15 protein-coding genes are annotated in these 17,034 nt (G+C 59.9%); 11 read left to right on the top strand and 4 right to left on the bottom strand.

All coding sequences use genetic code 11. The annotated features are described in order from the left end of the window. Positions 1 to 59: 59 nt before the first annotated feature. Positions 60 to 476: a DUF3010 family protein gene (locus tag ACIPIZ_RS12780; RefSeq protein WP_401165560.1), complete on the top strand. Its 417-nt coding sequence runs from the start codon at positions 60 to 62 to the stop codon at positions 474 to 476. 116 nt (positions 477 to 592) lie between these two features. Here the strand turns inward: ACIPIZ_RS12780 and ACIPIZ_RS12775 are convergent, their stop codons facing one another. Then, on the bottom strand, positions 593 to 1,537 hold the full coding sequence (locus ACIPIZ_RS12775) for a GlxA family transcriptional regulator (RefSeq protein WP_401165558.1): 945 nt from the start codon (positions 1,535 to 1,537) through the stop codon (positions 593 to 595). Between the two features lie 191 nt (positions 1,538 to 1,728). On the opposite strand from ACIPIZ_RS12775, the gene ACIPIZ_RS12770 reads away from it, so the two are divergent. The 6 genes from ACIPIZ_RS12770 (at position 1,729) to ACIPIZ_RS12745 (ending at position 7,151) form a co-directional block, all read left to right on the top strand. Then, the gene (locus tag ACIPIZ_RS12770) at positions 1,729 to 2,673 is read left to right on the top strand and encodes a choline ABC transporter substrate-binding protein (RefSeq protein ID WP_122594747.1); all 945 of its coding nucleotides are present in this window, start codon (positions 1,729 to 1,731) and stop codon (positions 2,671 to 2,673) included. Positions 2,674 to 2,748: 75 nt separating this feature from the next. Beyond that, on the top strand, positions 2,749 to 3,636 hold the full coding sequence (locus ACIPIZ_RS12765) for a 3-keto-5-aminohexanoate cleavage protein (protein ID WP_016983621.1): 888 nt from the start codon (positions 2,749 to 2,751) through the stop codon (positions 3,634 to 3,636). 142 nt (positions 3,637 to 3,778) lie between these two features. After that, a complete protein-coding gene (locus ACIPIZ_RS12760; RefSeq protein WP_401165556.1) occupies positions 3,779 to 4,744 on the top strand; it encodes an L-carnitine dehydrogenase in 966 nt (321 codons plus the stop codon). Positions 4,745 to 4,877: 133 nt separating this feature from the next. Continuing rightward, the gene (locus ACIPIZ_RS12755; RefSeq protein ID WP_122660142.1) at positions 4,878 to 5,354 is read left to right on the top strand and encodes a thioesterase family protein; all 477 of its coding nucleotides are present in this window, start codon (positions 4,878 to 4,880) and stop codon (positions 5,352 to 5,354) included. A gap of 24 nt (positions 5,355 to 5,378) precedes the next feature. Continuing rightward, positions 5,379 to 6,542 carry a gamma-butyrobetaine dioxygenase gene (locus ACIPIZ_RS12750; protein WP_401165553.1) on the top strand — a complete coding sequence of 388 codons (1,164 nt, stop codon included), beginning with the start codon at positions 5,379 to 5,381 and terminating at the stop codon, positions 6,540 to 6,542. Between the two features lie 345 nt (positions 6,543 to 6,887). Further along, positions 6,888 to 7,151, top strand: coding sequence for a hypothetical protein (locus ACIPIZ_RS12745; protein ID WP_095112758.1), 264 nt, complete (start codon positions 6,888 to 6,890; stop codon positions 7,149 to 7,151). A 125-nt stretch (positions 7,152 to 7,276) separates the two neighbouring features. Here the strand turns inward: ACIPIZ_RS12745 and ACIPIZ_RS12740 are convergent, their stop codons facing one another. Further along, entirely contained in the window at positions 7,277 to 8,380 is a 1,104-nt protein-coding gene (locus tag ACIPIZ_RS12740; RefSeq protein WP_007949927.1) for a GlxA family transcriptional regulator, read from the bottom strand. Positions 8,381 to 8,893: 513 nt separating this feature from the next. Further along, the gene (locus ACIPIZ_RS12735) at positions 8,894 to 10,270 is read right to left on the bottom strand and encodes an L-serine ammonia-lyase (RefSeq protein WP_401165551.1); all 1,377 of its coding nucleotides are present in this window, start codon (positions 10,268 to 10,270) and stop codon (positions 8,894 to 8,896) included. 436 nt (positions 10,271 to 10,706) lie between these two features. Between ACIPIZ_RS12735 and ACIPIZ_RS12730 the strand changes: the two genes are divergently transcribed. The 3 genes from ACIPIZ_RS12730 to choV all read left to right on the top strand — a co-directional run bounded on the left by ACIPIZ_RS12730 (position 10,707) and on the right by choV (position 13,741). Then, on the top strand, positions 10,707 to 11,654 hold the full coding sequence (locus ACIPIZ_RS12730; RefSeq protein WP_064388138.1) for a choline ABC transporter substrate-binding protein: 948 nt from the start codon (positions 10,707 to 10,709) through the stop codon (positions 11,652 to 11,654). A gap of 66 nt (positions 11,655 to 11,720) precedes the next feature. Further along, complete coding sequence (gene choW, locus ACIPIZ_RS12725; RefSeq protein WP_401165549.1) at positions 11,721 to 12,566, top strand: choline ABC transporter permease subunit; 846 nt, start codon at positions 11,721 to 11,723, stop codon at positions 12,564 to 12,566. Then, the gene (gene choV / locus ACIPIZ_RS12720) at positions 12,563 to 13,741 is read left to right on the top strand and encodes a choline ABC transporter ATP-binding protein (protein WP_401165547.1); all 1,179 of its coding nucleotides are present in this window, start codon (positions 12,563 to 12,565) and stop codon (positions 13,739 to 13,741) included. Before choW ends, choV begins: the two co-directional genes overlap by 4 nt. Before the next feature lie 187 nt (positions 13,742 to 13,928). Here the strand turns inward: choV and betT are convergent, their stop codons facing one another. Then, entirely contained in the window at positions 13,929 to 15,926 is a 1,998-nt protein-coding gene (betT, locus tag ACIPIZ_RS12715) for a choline BCCT transporter BetT (protein ID WP_064388136.1), read from the bottom strand. Between the two features lie 429 nt (positions 15,927 to 16,355). Between betT and betI the strand changes: the two genes are divergently transcribed. Then, on the top strand, positions 16,356 to 16,949 hold the full coding sequence (gene betI / locus ACIPIZ_RS12710) for a transcriptional regulator BetI (protein ID WP_034153602.1): 594 nt from the start codon (positions 16,356 to 16,358) through the stop codon (positions 16,947 to 16,949). Positions 16,950 to 17,034 lie beyond the last annotated feature (85 nt).

Here is a 17,034-nt window from a genome sequence, read left to right as displayed (position 1 = left end):
TGACCGCCCGACTGCGTCAACATGACCGCCATCCAATTCGCTCATAAGGTCACTCGCCCATGAACATCTGCGGCATCGAAATCAAAGGCAGCGAAGCAGTCATCGCCGTGGCCGCTCTCGACGGTTCGGCTTTGAGCCATGTCCCCCTTGCCACCAAGAAGATCGCCCTCGAAGACGATGACGAGGCGGCCAACGTGAAGCTGTTCGCGGCGCAGGTGGCGTCGTTTGTGCGCGAGAACTCGGTTGACCGGATTGCGATCAAGAAGCGCAGCAAGAAGGGTGAGTTTGCCGGTGGGCCGACGACGTTCAAGATTGAGGGGATTTTGCAGCTGCTCGATGGTTGCGAGGTGACGCTGTTGTCGCCGCAGACGATCAATGCGCAGGCGAAGAAGCATAATTTCGAGCTGCCGGGGACGCTGAACAAGTATCAGCATGAGGCTTACAAGGCGGCGTGTTCGGCGTTGGTGAAGAAGTAACCCGATCAAACTGTAGGAGCGAGCCTGCTCGCGATAGCGGTGTATCAGTCAACAAAGATGTTGCATGTGATGCCGCTATCGCGAGCAGGCTCACTCCTACAAGGGTTCTGTGTGTTTCAGGCTTGAGCGGTGCGGCGATCTTCGCGGGGGCAGCGGGCAAATTTTGCGCGGTAGCTGCGGGTGAAGTACGACGGTGATTCGAAGCCGCAGGCGATGCTGACTTCGAGCACGCTCATGTCGGTCTGGCGCAGCAGCTGCCGGGCCTTTTCCAGGCGCAGGCGCAGATAGAAATTGCTCGGCGTATCGTTCAAGTGCAGCCGAAACAAGCGCTCCAATTGCCGCCGCGTCACCTTGATCGAATCCGCCAATTGCAGCGTGGTCAGCGGCGGTTCGCTGTGTTGCTCCATCTCGCCGATCACTTGCACCAGTTTCTTGTTGTTGATGCCGTAACGCGTGGCGACTTCCATGCGCTGGTGATCCTTGCGCGGACGAATACGCCCCAGCACAAACTGCTCGCTGACCTGAATCGCCAGCTGCGGGCCGTGGGCCTGGGCGATCAGATCGAGCATTAAGTCGATGGAAGCCGTGCCTCCCGCCGAGGTGATGCGCCGGCGGTCGATCTCGAACAGCTCTTGGGTCACGCTGAGCTGTGGATAAGATTCCTTGAACGCGTCGATGGCTTCCCAGTGCAGGGTCAGGCGATGGCCATCGAGCAGGCCCGCCTCGGCAAGGATGAAGCTGCCGGTGTCGATGGCGCCGAGTGTCACGCCGTCGTTATCCAGCCGCCGCAACCAGTGCTCCAGCGCTGGCGTGGCGAATTTCAGCGGTTCAAACCCAGCCACCACCAACAACGTCGCGCCTTTCTTCAACGGCTCCAGTGCCGCATCGGCATTGACCGACATGCCATTGCTCGCCAGCACCGCCCCGCCATCAGCGCTCAACACGTGCCAGCGATACAACTCGCCACGAAAACGGTTGGCCACGCGCAGCGGTTCGATCGCGGAAATAAAGCCGATGGCGGAGAACCCCGGCATCAGCAAAAAGTAGAAATCCTGGGACATTTGCGCACTCGGTTGGCGGGTAGCGTGGGATGTTGATACGCCAGTTGTCTTCGGCATTCAAGACCGCAGGTCGCTACAGTGCAAATGCCAGTCGCCGCAGTGCGCTTTCATGGGCGTATAGCTGCGTAACTTTGCATCACCGGCACGACAGATGCCGGAACTCACAATAACGACCTGCCGAGGAACCCGACATGAAACGACTGATCAGCAGCTGTGTTCTTGCACTCAGCGGTACCGCTTTCTTGAGCGCCAGCGTCATGGCAGCGGAACCCGCCTCGTGCCAGAACGTGCGCATGGGCGTGGTCAACTGGACCGACGTGATCGCCACCAGTGCCATGACCCAGGTCCTGCTCGACGGCCTCGGCTACAACACCAAACAAACCAGCGCCTCCCAGCAAATCATCTTCGCCGGGATCCGCGATCAGCGCCTGGACCTGTTCCTCGGTTACTGGAACCCGCTGATGACCCAGACCATCACCCCTTTCGTCGATGCCAATCAGGTCAAAGTGCTTGAAGCGCCGAGCCTGAAAGACGCTCGCGCGACCCTCGCGGTGCCGACCTATCTGGCCGACAAGGGCCTGAAAACCTTCGCCGACATCGCCAAGTTCGAAAAAGAGCTGGGCGGCAAGATTTACGGCATCGAGCCAGGCTCGGGCGCCAACACGCAGATCAAGGCAATGATCGCGAAGAACCAGTTTGGCCTCGGCAAGTTCCAGTTGGTCGAGTCCAGCGAAGCCGGGATGCTCGCCGCCGTCGATCGCGCCGTGCGCCGCAAAGAGGCCGTGGTGTTCTTCGGCTGGGCGCCGCACCCGATGAACGTCAACGTGCAGATGACCTATCTGACCGGCAGTGAAGATGCCCTTGGCCCGAATGAAGGCATGGCCACCGTGTGGACCGTCACCTCGCCGAAATACGCCGAGCAGTGCCCGAACATCGGTCGCCTGCTGACCAACCTGACGTTCACCGCCGAGGACGAGAGCCGGATGATGCAGCCGCTGCTCGACCACAAGGACGCCTTCGAATCGGCCAGGCAATGGCTCAAGGATCACCCCGAAGACAAGCAGCGCTGGCTCGAAGGTGTGACTACTTTCGATGGCAAACCGGCCGCTGAAAATCTCCAGCTGACCAGCAAATAACTCACCCCGAATCAACGCTTCGCAGCCCCGAAAAGGGCTGCGGACAGACCCATCACGCCTGAAGGAAACCGCACCATGAACCACGACGTCATCATCACCTGCGCACTCACCGGTGCTGGCGACACGACCGCCAAGAGCCCGCACGTGCCGGTCACCCCGAAACAGATCGCAGCGGCAGCCGTTGAAGCGGCCAAGGCCGGCGCCACCGTCGTGCACTGCCATGTGCGCGATCCGCAGACCGGCAAGTTCAGCCGCGACGTGGCGCTGTACCGCGAAGTGATGGAGCGCATCCGCGAGGCGGACGTCGACATCATCGTCAACCTCACCGCCGGCATGGGCGGCGACCTGGAGATCGGTGCTGGCGAGAACCCGATGGAGTTCGGCCCGAACACTGATCTGGTTGGCCCGCTGACCCGTCTCGCTCACGTTGAAGAGTTGCTGCCGGAAATCTGCACCCTCGACTGCGGCACGCTGAACTTCGGCGATGGCGACACCATTTACGTCTCCACCCCGGCGCAACTGCGTGCTGGCGCCAAGCGCATCACCGAGCTGGGCGTGAAGGCCGAGCTGGAGATTTTTGACACCGGTCACCTGTGGTTTGCCAAGCAGATGATCAAGGAAGGTTTGCTCGATAACCCGTTGTTCCAGCTGTGTCTGGGCATCCCGTGGGGCGCGCCGGCGGATACCACGACGATGAAAGCCATGGTCGACAACCTGCCCGCCGATGCGGTGTGGGCCGGGTTCGGGATTGGCCGGATGCAGATGCCGATGGCGGCGCAAGCGGTGCTGCTCGGCGGCAACGTGCGGGTCGGGCTGGAAGACAACCTGTGGCTGGACAAGGGTGTGCTGGCGACCAATGGCCAATTGGTTGAGCGCGCCACCGAGATCCTCAGCCGCCTCGGTGCGCGCGTGCTGACCCCGGCGGAAGGTCGCAAAAAAATGGGCCTGACCCAGCGCGGCTAACGAACTCACCTCAAAACCCTGTGGGAGCGAGCCTGCTCGCGAAGAGGCCGGTACATCCGAAGCATCTTCAGCAGCAGAGCCAGCGCATTCGCGAGCAGGCTCGCTCCCACAGTTGATCGCCGAACTATTCAGGAATGTCGCTATGAGCTTTATCACCGAAATCAAGACCTTCGCCGCGCTGGGCAGCGGTGTCATCGGCAGCGGCTGGGTCGCGCGCGCCCTCGCCCATGGCCTGGATGTGATCGCTTGGGATCCGGCCCCCGGCGCCGAAGCAGCACTGCGCAAACGTGTGGCCAATGCCTGGGGCGCGCTGGAGAAAAACGGTCTGGCGCCGGGCGCTTCGCAGGATCGCCTGCGCTTTGTCGCGACCATCGAAGAGTGCGTGCGCGATGCCGATTTCATTCAGGAAAGCGCCCCGGAACGTCTGGAGCTGAAACTCGATCTGCACAGCAAGATCAGCGCCGCGGCCAAGCCGAATGCGTTGATTGGTTCAAGTACGTCCGGCCTGTTGCCGAGCGAGTTTTACGAGAGCTCGACAAACCCGGAACGCTGCGTGGTCGGCCACCCGTTCAACCCGGTTTATCTACTGCCGCTGGTGGAAGTGGTCGGTGGCAAGAACACCGCGCCGGAAGCTGTGCAAGCAGCGATGAAAGTCTACGAATCCCTCGGCATGCGTCCGTTGCACGTGCGCAAGGAAGTGCCGGGGTTTATTGCCGACCGCTTGCTCGAAGCGCTGTGGCGTGAAGCGCTGCACCTGGTCAATGACGGCGTGGCGACCACTGGCGAAATCGACGATGCGATCCGTTTTGGCGCCGGGTTGCGCTGGTCGTTCATGGGCACGTTCCTGACTTACACGCTGGCCGGTGGCGATGCGGGCATGCGTCACTTCATGTCGCAATTCGGCCCGGCGTTGCAGTTGCCGTGGACCTATCTGCCGGCGCCGGAGCTGACTGACAAGTTGATTGATGATGTGGTGGATGGCACCAGCGATCAGCTTGGTCGTCACAGTATTTCGGCGCTGGAGCGTTATCGTGATGATTGTTTGCTGGCGGTGCTGGAGGCGGTGAAGACCACCAAGCAGAAGCATGGGATGAGTTTCAGCGAATAGGCCGTTTAATGATCGTTCCCACGCTCTGCGTGGGAATGCAGCCCGGGACGCTCCGCGTCCCAGAAGCGTGACGCAGAGCGTCACAAGAGGCGTTCCCACGCAGAGCGTGGGAACGCTCGCGCCAGGAGAAAAAATGCCCACCCTCACCACCTACCAAACCAAAATCATCCCCGACTGGGTCGACTACAACGGCCACCTGCGCGATGCCTTCTACCTGCTGATTTTCAGCTACGCCACCGACGCCCTGATGGATCGTCTCGGCATGGACAGCAACAGCCGCGAAGCCAGCGGCCACTCGCTGTTCACCCTCGAACTGCACCTCAACTATCTGCACGAAGTGAAGCTCGATACCGAGGTTGAAGTGCACACACAGATCATCGGCCACGACAGCAAACGCCTGCACCTCTATCACAGCCTGCACAAGGTCGGTGACGAACAGGAACTGGCCGGCAACGAACAGATGCTGTTGCACGTCGACCTCGCCGGCCCGCGCTCGGCGCTGTTCAGCCCGGATACCTTGAACCGCCTGCAAGACATCGTCGCCGAGCAGAAAGACTTGCCTGCTCCCGCTTACATCGGCCGCGTCATCGCGCTGCCACCTGCAAGGTAAATCCATCCATAGCAAGGAGCCGCCATGAACACCGCTGCCGCTGTTGCCGATTTCCGTACTTATCCGTTGATCAGCGCGCTCGGTGGCGTGCAGACCCTGGCGGATCGCGTTGCCATCGCATGGGCTGACGGCCGTATAAGCCCGTTTCACCATGTCTGGCTGCGGGACAACTGCCCATGTCAGCAGTGTGTCTACAACGTCACCCGCGAACAGGTTTTCGAGATCGTCGACGCGGCTGATGACCTGAAACCAGCGGCCGCGCACATCGATACCGATGGCTGCCTGCGCGTCGACTGGCAGGACGGTCACCTCAGCCGTTTCGATCCGGGCTGGTTGCGCGCGCATGCCTACGATGATGAATCCCGCGCCGAACGCTTGGCCGCCAAACCCAAGCCCTTTCTATGGCGTAGCGATCTGCAACTCCCGGTGTTCGAATACGCGGCGCTGATGAACGACAACGCCGCTCTGCTGCAATGGTTGCTCGCCGTGCGCGACATCGGCCTGACGCAAGTGCGCGGCGTACCCACCGAACCCGGATCGCTGAAGCTCATCGCGCAACGTATTTCCTTCATTCGTGAAAGCAACTTCGGCGTGCTGTTCAACGTGCAGTCCAAGGCCGATGCCGACAGCAATGCCTACACCGCTTTCAATTTACCGTTGCACACCGATCTGCCCACCCGCGAGCTGCAACCGGGCCTGCAGTTTCTGCATTGCCTGGTGAATGACGCCGAGGGTGGCGAGAGTATTTTTGTCGACGGGTTTGCGATTGCCGATGCGTTGCGCCAGGAAGATCCCGAGTCATTCAAGGCCCTGTGTGAAATCCCCGTGGAGTTTCGCAACAAGGATCGGCACAGCGACTATCGCTGCCTGGCGCCGATCATTGCCCTGGATGCGTTGGGGCGTGTCGCTGAAATCCGCATGGCGAACTTTCTGCGCGGGGCGTTTGATACCTCGGTGGAGCAGATGCCACGGTTGTATCAGGCTTATCGACGTTTCATTGCGATGACCCGTGAGCCACGGTTTCGGCTGATGCAGCGGCTCGTTCCCGGTGAGCTGTGGTGCTTCGATAACCGCCGCACGCTGCATGCGCGCAATGCGTTTGACCCGGGCACGGGGGCGCGGCATTTTCAGGGCTGCTATATCGATCGGGATGAGTTGTTGTCGCGGATTCTCGTGTTGCAAAGATAGACCGTTAAAAGATCGCAGCCTTCGGCAGCTCCTACATTGGAATACGTTCCCTGTAGGAGCTGCCGAAGGCTGCGATCTTTCGCTTTGCAGCAGGCAAAAAAAAGCCCCAATACCAGCCGTGACAGGATCGGGGCGCAAGCTACTGTTGAGGAGCTGCCGTGCGAGGGTGACCAAACCTTCGTGTTGCAAGCTGAGTTCAGTGTGCCCACTCCCTTGAGCGGCGAGTTAGCCGAAAACGACCTGTTCATAGCCGTCGCAGCCACTGCGACAAATCGCCCTTGCCGTACCCCGGCATGGCTACCAGAATCGAGCCACGACCTCCGTTACCGAAGAAGGATGCGCGTCATGATGTATGCCGATTTGATCGATCAGGAAGATTTGCTGGGCCAGCTCAAGGCGTTGGGTATTCAAGTACCCAGTGGCACGACCGCCGATCAGGCGTGCGAGTGTGCAGTGCGCGGCCTGGATAATGTGCGCGCGTTTGAACTGCGCAAGATGGTCAAGGACATGTACACCAGCGGCGCCAGTATCCAGCCGGCGGTGCGGCAGGCGATCGACAAGCAGTTGTTGCCGGCACTCGCCGATTTCCAGCAAAGCCATAGCGCCTGACGTTGCTCACCTGATCGTTCCCACGCTCTGCGTGGGAATGCCTCAACGGACGCTCCGCGTTCGGCCATTTGGGACGCAGAGCGTCCCGGGCTGCGTTCCCACGCAGAGCGTGGGAACGATCCTTATCAGAGCCTTACGCTGGCAAACGTCGATTCATTGCGCGCCTGACTCAACGCCGACATCGGCCCCGACAGCGGCGACATCACGATCGCCTGCGGCAGCGGCAGCATCGCCACTTGCTGGGTGGTGTTGGAGCCTACGCGCTCGTCACGCGGCGGAATGCCGAAGTATTCGCGGTAGCACTTGGAGAAGTGCGGCGTCGAAACGAAACCGCACACCGACGCCACTTCGATGATCGACATCGGCGTCTGCTTGAGCAACTGCCGAGCGCGAATCAGGCGCAGCTTCAGGTAGTAACGCGACGGCGAGCAGTGCAGGTATTTCTGGAACAGCCGCTCCAGCTGTCGACGCGACACGGCGACGTACACCGCCAGCTCGTCGAGGTCGATCGGCTCTTCCAGATTGGCTTCCATCAACGCGACGATTTCCTGCAGCTTTGGCTGGTTGGTGCCGAGCATGTGCTTGAGCGGCACGCGCTGGTGATCCTGCTCGTTGCGGATGCGTTCGTAGACGAACATTTCCGAGATCGCCGCAGACAGTTCACGGCCGTGATCGCGGCTGATCAGGTGCAGCATCATGTCCAGCGGCGCGGTGCCGCCGGAGCTGGTGAAACGGTTACGGTCGAGGGTGAACAAACGGGTGCTCATGGCCACGCGCGGAAAAGCTTCCTGCATCGCCGCCAGACATTCCCAGTGCACGCTGCAATCGAAACCGTCGAGCAGGCCGGCGCAAGCCAGTGCCCAACTGCCGGTGCACACGGCGCCGAGGCGCTTGGACTGACGCGCCTGGCTTTGCAGCCATGAAACGTGTTCACGGGTAACGGTGCGTTGAATGCCGATGCCGCCGCAGACGATCACGGTGTCCAGTGGCGGGGCTTTGTGCATGGAGGCGTCGGGAGTGATTTGCAGACCGTCACTGGCCCACACCTGACCGCCATCGACGGTGAGTGTGCTCCAGCGATACAGCTCGCGACCGGACAATTGGTTGGCCATGCGCAGGGGTTCTACTGCGGAGGCCAGAGAAATCAGCGTGAAATTGTCCAGCAGCAGAAAGCCGATGGATTGAGGCGCACGGTTCTGGGGTTGGGCCCCGGAGTTGAACGACGTCATCGCGGTATCTCCTCACACAAAGCGGGTGATGGCCTCAGGCGAGGCTCTTGTTATTGCCAGCGTTCTCGCGTGGGAGACGGGCTTTGTTATGACAGAGCAATTGCCATGCCTAAAATTGAATGGCTGTTCAATAACTCCTGAAAACGACGTCGCGACGTGTCTATACGAGCGGTCCGACGAGAGGTATTTCGAAGTGCCATTAGCGACTGAGGAAGCCCTGCCCCAAAGTGGGTGAGCAAATCGGTAGCACTTGTGGGAACTGGCCTGCGCGCGGTTTGCGGGGAGTGTCACCGCAAGCACGGGTGACGGACGGTAGGGAGGCTGGGCGCGTGTAACAGGTGGGAAAGACTCGTATCTGATTGCGACGCGCTAAAAGGTGGCGTGGTTTATTGTCTGTGTTCACTTGGTGAGCAGTTTTGACTGGTCTGACGCTATCGCGAGCAGGCTCACTCCTACATTTGGAATGCGTTCCCCTGTAGGAGTGAGCCTGCTCGCGATTGGGCCGATGCGGTCTCAGCACTCCACAGCGCTGACCGCCAGGCCACCGCGCGAAGTCTCTTTATATTTGTCATGCATATCGGCACCGGTATCGCGCATGGTGCGAATCACCCGATCCAGCGAAATAAAGTGCTGACCATCGCCGCGCAATGCCATCTGTGCCGCGTTGATCGCCTTCACCGCGGCAATCGCATTGCGTTCGATGCACGGCACCTGCACCAAACCGCCGACCGGATCGCAAGTCAGCCCAAGGTTATGCTCCAGGCCAATTTCCGCCGCGTTGCACAACTGCTCCGGCGTAGCGCCAAGAATCTCCGCCAGCCCCGCCGCTGCCATCGCGCACGCCGAACCCACTTCGCCCTGACAGCCAACCTCGGCACCGGAGATCGAAGCATTCTTCTTGCACAGAATCCCCACCGCCGCCGCACCCAGGAAGTAGTCGACCACGTTGGCGTCAGTCACCGCTTCGCTGAACTTCATAAAGTAGTGCAGCACCGCCGGAATGATCCCCGCGGCGCCATTGGTCGGCGCCGTGACCATGCGCCCACCCGCCGCGTTCTCTTCATTAACAGCCAGCGCAAACAGATTGACCCACTCCATCGCACTGAGCGTCGAGCCGATCACATTGGGCTTGCCCAATTCCTGAAGACTGCGATGCAACTTCGCCGCACGTCGACGTACATTCAAACCGCCGGGCAGGATGCCTTCGTGTTTCAGCCCCTGCTCGACGCAATCCTGCATCGCCCGCCACAACTTCATCAGCCCGGCGCGGATCTCTTCCTCACTGCGCCAGACCTTTTCGTTGGCCATCATCAGTTCGGCAACGCGCAGATTGTTGCTCTTGCACAGTTCCAGCAATTCAACCGCGCTGGAAAAATCGTAAGGCAGTTCAGTGCGATCCAGATCGACCACACCACTGGACGCCTGCGCTTCATCAACGACGAAGCCGCCACCGACCGAATAGTAGGTGTCGCGATGCAGCTCGCCGTGATCGCCCTCGGCAATAATGGTCATGGCATTGGGGTGGAACGGCAGGTTCTCATCGATCAGGCGCATGTCCCGTGTCCAGACAAACGGCACCGCCAAGCGGCCATCCAATAACAGTGTGTGAGTTTCACGCAGGGCCTGGATGCGCGGGCCGATCTGCGCCGGGTCGATTGCGTCCGGCCACTCGCCCATCAGGCCCATGATCACCGCGTTGTCGCTGCCGTGACCGATCCCCGTGGCCGACAACGAACCGTACAGCTGCACCTCGATTCGCCGCACCTGTTCCAGTTGATGCTTGCCCCTTAAGGACTCGACGAACAACGCCGCCGCGCGCATCGGCCCGACGGTGTGGGAACTGGAAGGGCCAATGCCGATTTTGAACAGGTCGAAAACGCTGATAGCCATTGCTGCAGAGCTCCTGAGGATACCGGTCCGGGGCGCAAAAGCGCCCGCTGGCGGAGCTGCTACGCTCAAGCTGCGATCCGCCGGAATGCCCGCATCATCAGGCTTTTGTCGGGACGCACGGCGTCTGACACCGACGCACTCATGTCCACCAGCGCCGCGCCGTTTTCACCCCGGTTTTCACCGTTTTCATGCGGTTCAGATGGCCAATCGGGGCGAAAAAAAGCTGTAAACGACGTCACTGACACTGGATACGACCATCCCTGTACTGGATACGACCCCCCCTGTAGGCGTCAGATTTTCACTGGTACATGATCGTTATGACTCGATTGCAAGGCGCCGTGACAGAGCTGTCTCCAGAACGCCATCCAACCGCAACCTATAAGTGCGGTGGTCCACAGTCGGAACACTGCCAAAAAAAACACCAAGGAGTCCATCCATGAAAGGTTCCCCGTCGTTGTTGTTGGCCGCCATGCTGAGTCTGCCGTTACTGGCGCAAGCTGCAGAACCGGCGCAGTGCAGTACCGTTAACTTCTCCGATGTCGGCTGGACCGACATTACCGCGACCACCGCCACCACCTCCGTCGTGCTCAACGCCCTCGGCTACAAGACCAAGACCACCATGATCTCCGTGCCCGTGACCTACAAGTCGCTGGCTGACGGCAAGAACATGGACGTGTTCCTCGGCAACTGGATGCCGACCATGGAAAACGACATCAAGGCCTACCGCGACGCCGGCACCGTGGAAACCGTGCGCACCAACCTCAAGGGCGCCAAGTACACCCTCGCCGTGCCGCAAGCCCTGTATGACAAAGGTCTGCATGACTTCGCCGACATCGCCAAATTCAAGAAGGAACTCGACGGTAAGATCTACGGCATCGAGCCTGGCAACGACGGCAACCGGCTGATCCAGAGCATGATCGACAAGGACGCCTTCGGCCTGAAGACCGCCGGTTTCAAAGTCGTCGAATCCTCCGAAGCAGGCATGCTCTCGCAAGTGGATCGCGCGCAAAAACGCGACACCGCCGTGGTCTTCCTCGGCTGGGCGCCACACCCGATGAACAAGCGCTTCAAGATTCAATACCTGACCGGTGGCGATGATTTCTTCGGCCCCGATTTCGGTGCGGCGACCGTGGCGACCAACACCCGCAAGGGTTACGCCGCGGAATGCAGCAACGTCGGTCAGTTGCTGAAGAACCTGGAGTTCACCGTCGACATGGAAAGTGAACTGATGGGCAACATCCTCGACGACAAGATGAAGCCTGACGCGGCCGCCAAGGCCTGGCTGAAAAAGAATCCACAAGTGCTCGATACCTGGCTCGCTGGCGTGACCACCATTGACGGTAAACCTGGCCTGGAGGCCGTGAAAGCCAAAATTAGTCAGTAATCGCTTATGCCGGGCGGTTAACGCCGTCCGGGCTGTTTATTTCCTTGCATGCGGACGTTCACTACCATGCTGATTGATCAGAAAATACCTTTAGGCCAGTACATCGCGGGCTTCGTCGAATGGTTGACGCAACACGGCGCCAACACTTTTGACGCAATCGCCGTGACCCTGGAAACGATGATCCACGGCGTGACGTTTGCGCTCACCTGGTTCAACCCTTTTGTCTTGATCGGCCTCATCGCCCTGCTCGCGCATTTCATCCAGCGCAAATGGGGATTGACCGTTTTCGTCATCGCTTCCTTTCTGCTGATCCTCAATCTGGGGTACTGGCAGGAAACCATGGAAACCCTCGCCCAGGTGCTGTTCGCGACCCTGGTCTGCGTGGTCATCGGCGTGCCGTTGGGCATCGTCGCCGCGCACAAACCGATGTTCTACACGTTAATGCGTCCGGTACTCGATCTGATGCAGACCGTACCGACCTTCGTTTACCTCATTCCTACCCTGACCCTCTTCGGGCTGGGTGTGGTACCGGGCCTGATCTCCACGGTGGTGTTCGCCATCGCTGCGCCGATCCGCCTGACCTACCTGGGCATCCGCGATGTCCCGCAAGAACTGATGGACGCTGGCAAGGCCTTCGGCTGCTCGCGTCGCCAATTGCTCTCACGGATCGAACTGCCTCTCGCCATGCCGAGCATCGCGGCCGGCATCACCCAGTGCATCATGCTGTCGTTGTCGATGGTGGGGATCGGGGCTCTGGTAGGCGCCGACGGTCTCGTCAAACCGGTGGTCAACGCACTGAACACTGCTGATATCGCCCTGGGCTTCGAAGCAGGCCTGGCGATCGTACTGCTGGCGATCATGCTCGACCGTATCTGCAAACAACCCGACGCCAAAGTAGGGGGTGACGCATGAGCATAATTCGCTTCGAAGACGTCGACGTAATCTTCTCCAAGGATCCACGCGAGGCACTCAAGCTGCTCGATCAGGGCATGACCCGCAACGAGATCCTGAAGAAAACCGGGCAGATCGTCGGCGTGGAAAAAGCCACGCTGGACATCAACAAAGGCGAAATCTGCGTGCTGATGGGCCTGTCCGGTTCGGGCAAGTCGAGCCTGCTGCGCTGCATCAACGGCCTCAACACCGTGAGCCGCGGCAAGCTGTTCGTCGAGCATGAAGGCAAGCAGATCGACATCGCCTCCTGCACCCCGGCCGAGCTGAAAATGATGCGCACCAAACGCATCGCCATGGTGTTCCAGAAGTTCGCTCTGATGCCGTGGCTGACGGTGCGCGAGAACATCAGTTTCGGTCTGGAAATGCAGGGCCGTCCGGAGAAGGAACGGCGCAAACTGGTCGATGAAAAACTCGAACTGGTTGGCCTGACCCAATGGCGCAACAAGAAGCCTGACGAACTCTCTGGCGGCATGCAGCAGCGTGTCGGTCTGGCACGGGCGCTGGCGATGGACGCCGACATTTTGCTCATGGACGAACCGTTCTCGGCACTCGACCCGCTGATCCGTCAGGGCTTGCAGGATGAACTGCTGGAACTGCAACGCAAGCTGAGCAAAACCATCGTGTTCGTGAGTCACGACCTCGACGAAGCGCTCAAACTGGGTAGCCGCATCGCGATCATGAAGGACGGCCGGATCATCCAGTACAGCGTGCCGGAAGAGATCGTGCTCAACCCGGCGGACGACTATGTGCGCACCTTCGTGGCGCACACCAATCCGCTAAACGTACTGTGCGGGCGCAGCCTGATGCGCACACTGGACAAGTGCAAACGCATCAACGGTTCGGTGTGTCTGGATCCGGGCGGTGATTCGTGGCTGGATCTGGCCGAAGGCAACACCATCAAGGGCGCGCGGCAGAACGGCTCGGTGCTGAATCTGCAGAACTGGGCGCCGGGGCAAGCGGTGGAAGGGCTGGAGCGTAAGCCGACGCTGGTGGATTCGAATATCGGTATGCGCGATGCGTTGCAGATTCGTTATCAGACCGGCAACAAACTGGTGCTGCACGATAACCATCATGTGGTGGGGATCCTGGGCGACAGCGAGTTGTATCACGCGCTATTAGGCAAGAACCTCGGTTAAGGCGGGATAAAAAAAGGGATCGCGGTGAGCGATCCCTGATCGTTCCCACGCTCCGCGTGGTAATGCAGCCCGGGACGCTCCGCGTCCCACAACAGCGGACGCGGAGCGTCCATTGAGACATTCCCACGCAGAGCGTGGGAACGATCATGCAAAAGGGGCTCAATCGAGCCCCTTTTGTTTTAGCGGTTTAGCTATACACCCGGCCAAGGAGCTGCCGATGGCTTTCAAACTGATCGAGCACATCCCGCGTGATCTGATCCTGCGTGAAGCCCATCAGGTCGTAATCCTGGCTGCCGTTGTGCAGATACACCTCGGCGCGGTAATAACGCTGGCGCGCTTCATCGGACTGCGCCGATTCGGTCGGGGTCGCCAGATAGCCGTCCAGGCTGACTTCGTAGACGAAAGGGTTGCCCTCTTCCATCTCGACGCGCACGCCCATGCAGCGCTTGGATTTACCCAACAGCGTCTGCACTGTCAGACCCTGCGCACGCATCTGCGCGGTGGCGTCTTCCAGCGCCGGGCTGACTTGCTTGTCCATGAAACGCTGCACCACCGATTGGCTCGGCTGCAGATCCAGTTGCGTCAGACGCTCGCTGAAACCGCGACGACCGCGCTCTGCCAGTTGCGCTTGCTCCTGTTCGATCTGCACGTCCTGGCGCATCGCCTTGTGCAGGCCGAACATGAAGAACACCAGCACCACCGAGAACGGCAGACCGGCGAGCACCACCATGGTTTGCATGGCTTCGAAGTTACCGGCAAACAGCAGACCGATGGTCACCAGGGTGATCACCACCGACCAGAAGATCCGCAGCCAGTGCGGCGCATCTTCATCGACGTTGCCGCCCTTGCAGGACAGATTCGCCATCATCACCGCGCCAGAGTCGGCCGGGGTCAGGAACAGCACGAAACCGACAAAGATCGACACACCGATGACCACTTTCGACGCCGGGTAGTGTTCAAGCAACTGATAGATCGCCATCGACGGCTGTTCCAGCGCCGTCTTGCCGAGTTCCACCGCACCATGGTTCATCACCAGGTCCAGCGCCGAGTTACCGAAGATCGACAGCCAGGCCAGGGTGAAGCCCAACGGAATCAGCAGCACGCCGGCGACCAGTTCACGCACGGTACGACCACGGGAAATACGCGCGATGAACATGCCGACGAATGGCGCCCAGGAAATCCACCACGCCCAGTAGAACAGGGTCCACAGGCCCATCCAGCGTTCGGACTTGGCGTTGTCGCCTTCGTACACATAAAGGTCGAAGGTTTTCAGCACGATGCCATTGAGGTAATCGCCGATGTTCTGCACGAAGCCGTTGAGCAGGTGCAAGGTCGGGCCAAACAACAGCACGAAAATCAACAGACCGCTGAACAGCACGATGTTCAGGTTGGACAGACGACGGATGCCGTTTTCCACGCCGGACACGGCAGCGATGGTCGCCACGGTGCTCATCACGATGATCACGATCAACAGGTTGGTGTTGCTGTGTTCCATGCCGAACAGGTTTTCCAGGCCCGACGACACTTGCAGCGAACCGATCCCCAGGTTCGTCACCAGACCCAGCAGCGTTACGAACATGCCGAAACCGTCCACCGCATGACCGGCCGCGCCTTTGACCCAACGCTCGCCGACCAGCGGATACAGCGCCGAACGCAGGGCCAGCGGCTGATTATGACGGTACGCAAAGTACGCCACGGCCAGACCGACCAGCGCATAGATCGCCCAGCCGTGCAGGCCCCAGTGCAGGAACGTCAGCTGTACAGCCTGACGTGCGGCCAGGTTGCTGGCCGATGCGCCTTCCGGCGGATTGAAGTAGTGATCCAGTGGCTCGGATGCGCCGAAGTACAGCAGCGAAATACCGATACCCGACGAGAACAGCATCCCCGCCCAGGCGCCGTAACTGAAATCCGGGGTGTCGTCCTTGCTGCCCAGTTTGAGTTTGCCGTACGAGGAAAACGCCAGGCCCACCACAAACACCAGGTAGGCGGCGATGACCACCATGTAGTACCAGCCGAAGCTGCGCGACAACCAGGCCTGAGCGATACCCAACAGTCTGCCGGCCTCTTGCGGGGCGATAATCAGAATGGCGGTCAACAACAGAATCAGCGCGGTAGAGGTGTAAAACACCCAACCGTTGACCGTCACCTTCTCGGGCGGGGTCTTTATAAGCGAGGCAGAACTCATGGCACAAATGCTCCAGGCAGTGCGAGAGAAGAACACAAGGCAACACGGAACCCGACCAATCGGTTAGTTGGCAGCCGACCGGCGGGTGATATAAAGACACCCCGAAAAAAGCCCGAACCTGCCGAAATGGCGCTGCGAATCGCTTTCGTGGCCGAAGGTGGACGGACGTTCATCCGAAACCTGGCCCTGAGCGTCTTGCCCTTTCAACACGTCCATCGAATCGCGAACCGCGCCATGCCCCACGCAGGTTTCGAGCATTTTCGGATGTCGGTTTTATCGCCACTTACACGTAGGAAAAATCTGTAGGCAGCGACGATTTGTCGCAGATCTTATTCTTTGTTGATTGAACGTTCAATCAAAACAAAATAGACTGGCCCTCAATCCGATAGGCGTGATTCGCCGCTCGGAAGGCCTAAGGAGATGTGCAAGATGCCCAAGGTCGGTATGCAACCCATCCGCCGCCAACAACTGATCGAAGCCACTTTGCAGGCGGTCGATCAGGTCGGAATGGGGGACGCCAGCATTGCGCTGATCGCCCGTTTGGCCGGTGTCTCGAATGGCATCATCAGTCATTACTTTCAGGACAAGAACGGCCTGATTGCCGCCACGATGCGGTATCTGATGACAGCCCTCAGCGAGAGCGTCACCGCGCGCCGTCAGGCGCTGGCAGATGACAGCCCACGGGCGCATCTGCAGGTGATCATCGAAGGCAACTTCGACGCCAGCCAGGTCAATGGCCCGGCAATGAAAACCTGGCTGGCCTTCTGGGCCACCAGCATGCACCAGCCGTCTTTGCACAGGTTGCAGCGGATCAACGATCACCGTCTGTATTCCAACCTGTGCTGCGAGTTCCGCCGCGTGTTGCCGCTCGAAGATGCGCGCACCGCAGCACGTGGCCTGGCCGCGTTGATTGACGGTTTGTGGTTGCGCGGCGCTTTGTCGGGAGACGCTTTCGACACGGCGCAGGCGCAACAGATCGCTTACGAATACATGGATTTCCAATTGGCCAAGAAGGTGAGCTAGAGCACACAGAAAACGCTCGGCCCCTCACTGCCACCGCAGCCTTATCGCGGTGGTCAACGCCAACCACCAATGCACTTGCGAGGAC

The sequence above is a fragment of the Pseudomonas sp. NPDC087690 genome (assembly GCF_044743175.1).
GTDB lineage: Bacteria > Pseudomonadota > Gammaproteobacteria > Pseudomonadales > Pseudomonadaceae > Aquipseudomonas.
Note: the sequence above shows the minus strand (reverse complement) of the source record. Positions and strands in the feature narration are given on the sequence as shown.

Coding starts and splice junctions, on each gene's coding strand:
- ACIPIZ_RS12770 (WP_122594747.1), top strand. CDS start 1,729: ATGAAACGACTGATCAGCAGCTGTGTTCTTGCACTCAGCGGTACCGCT.
- ACIPIZ_RS12750 (WP_401165553.1), top strand. CDS start 5,379: ATGAACACCGCTGCCGCTGTTGCCGATTTCCGTACTTATCCGTTGATC.
- betI (WP_034153602.1), top strand. CDS start 16,356: ATGCCCAAGGTCGGTATGCAACCCATCCGCCGCCAACAACTGATCGAA.
- ACIPIZ_RS12730 (WP_064388138.1), top strand. CDS start 10,707: ATGAAAGGTTCCCCGTCGTTGTTGTTGGCCGCCATGCTGAGTCTGCCG.
- ACIPIZ_RS12765 (WP_016983621.1), top strand. CDS start 2,749: ATGAACCACGACGTCATCATCACCTGCGCACTCACCGGTGCTGGCGAC.
- ACIPIZ_RS12780 (WP_401165560.1), top strand. CDS start 60: ATGAACATCTGCGGCATCGAAATCAAAGGCAGCGAAGCAGTCATCGCC.
- ACIPIZ_RS12735 (WP_401165551.1), bottom strand. CDS start 10,270: ATGGCTATCAGCGTTTTCGACCTGTTCAAAATCGGCATTGGCCCTTCC.
- choW (WP_401165549.1), top strand. CDS start 11,721: ATGCTGATTGATCAGAAAATACCTTTAGGCCAGTACATCGCGGGCTTC.
- ACIPIZ_RS12740 (WP_007949927.1), bottom strand. CDS start 8,380: ATGACGTCGTTCAACTCCGGGGCCCAACCCCAGAACCGTGCGCCTCAA.
- ACIPIZ_RS12775 (WP_401165558.1), bottom strand. CDS start 1,537: ATGTCCCAGGATTTCTACTTTTTGCTGATGCCGGGGTTCTCCGCCATC.
- ACIPIZ_RS12760 (WP_401165556.1), top strand. CDS start 3,779: ATGAGCTTTATCACCGAAATCAAGACCTTCGCCGCGCTGGGCAGCGGT.
- betT (WP_064388136.1), bottom strand. CDS start 15,926: ATGAGTTCTGCCTCGCTTATAAAGACCCCGCCCGAGAAGGTGACGGTC.
- choV (WP_401165547.1), top strand. CDS start 12,563: ATGAGCATAATTCGCTTCGAAGACGTCGACGTAATCTTCTCCAAGGAT.
- ACIPIZ_RS12755 (WP_122660142.1), top strand. CDS start 4,878: ATGCCCACCCTCACCACCTACCAAACCAAAATCATCCCCGACTGGGTC.
- ACIPIZ_RS12745 (WP_095112758.1), top strand. CDS start 6,888: ATGATGTATGCCGATTTGATCGATCAGGAAGATTTGCTGGGCCAGCTC.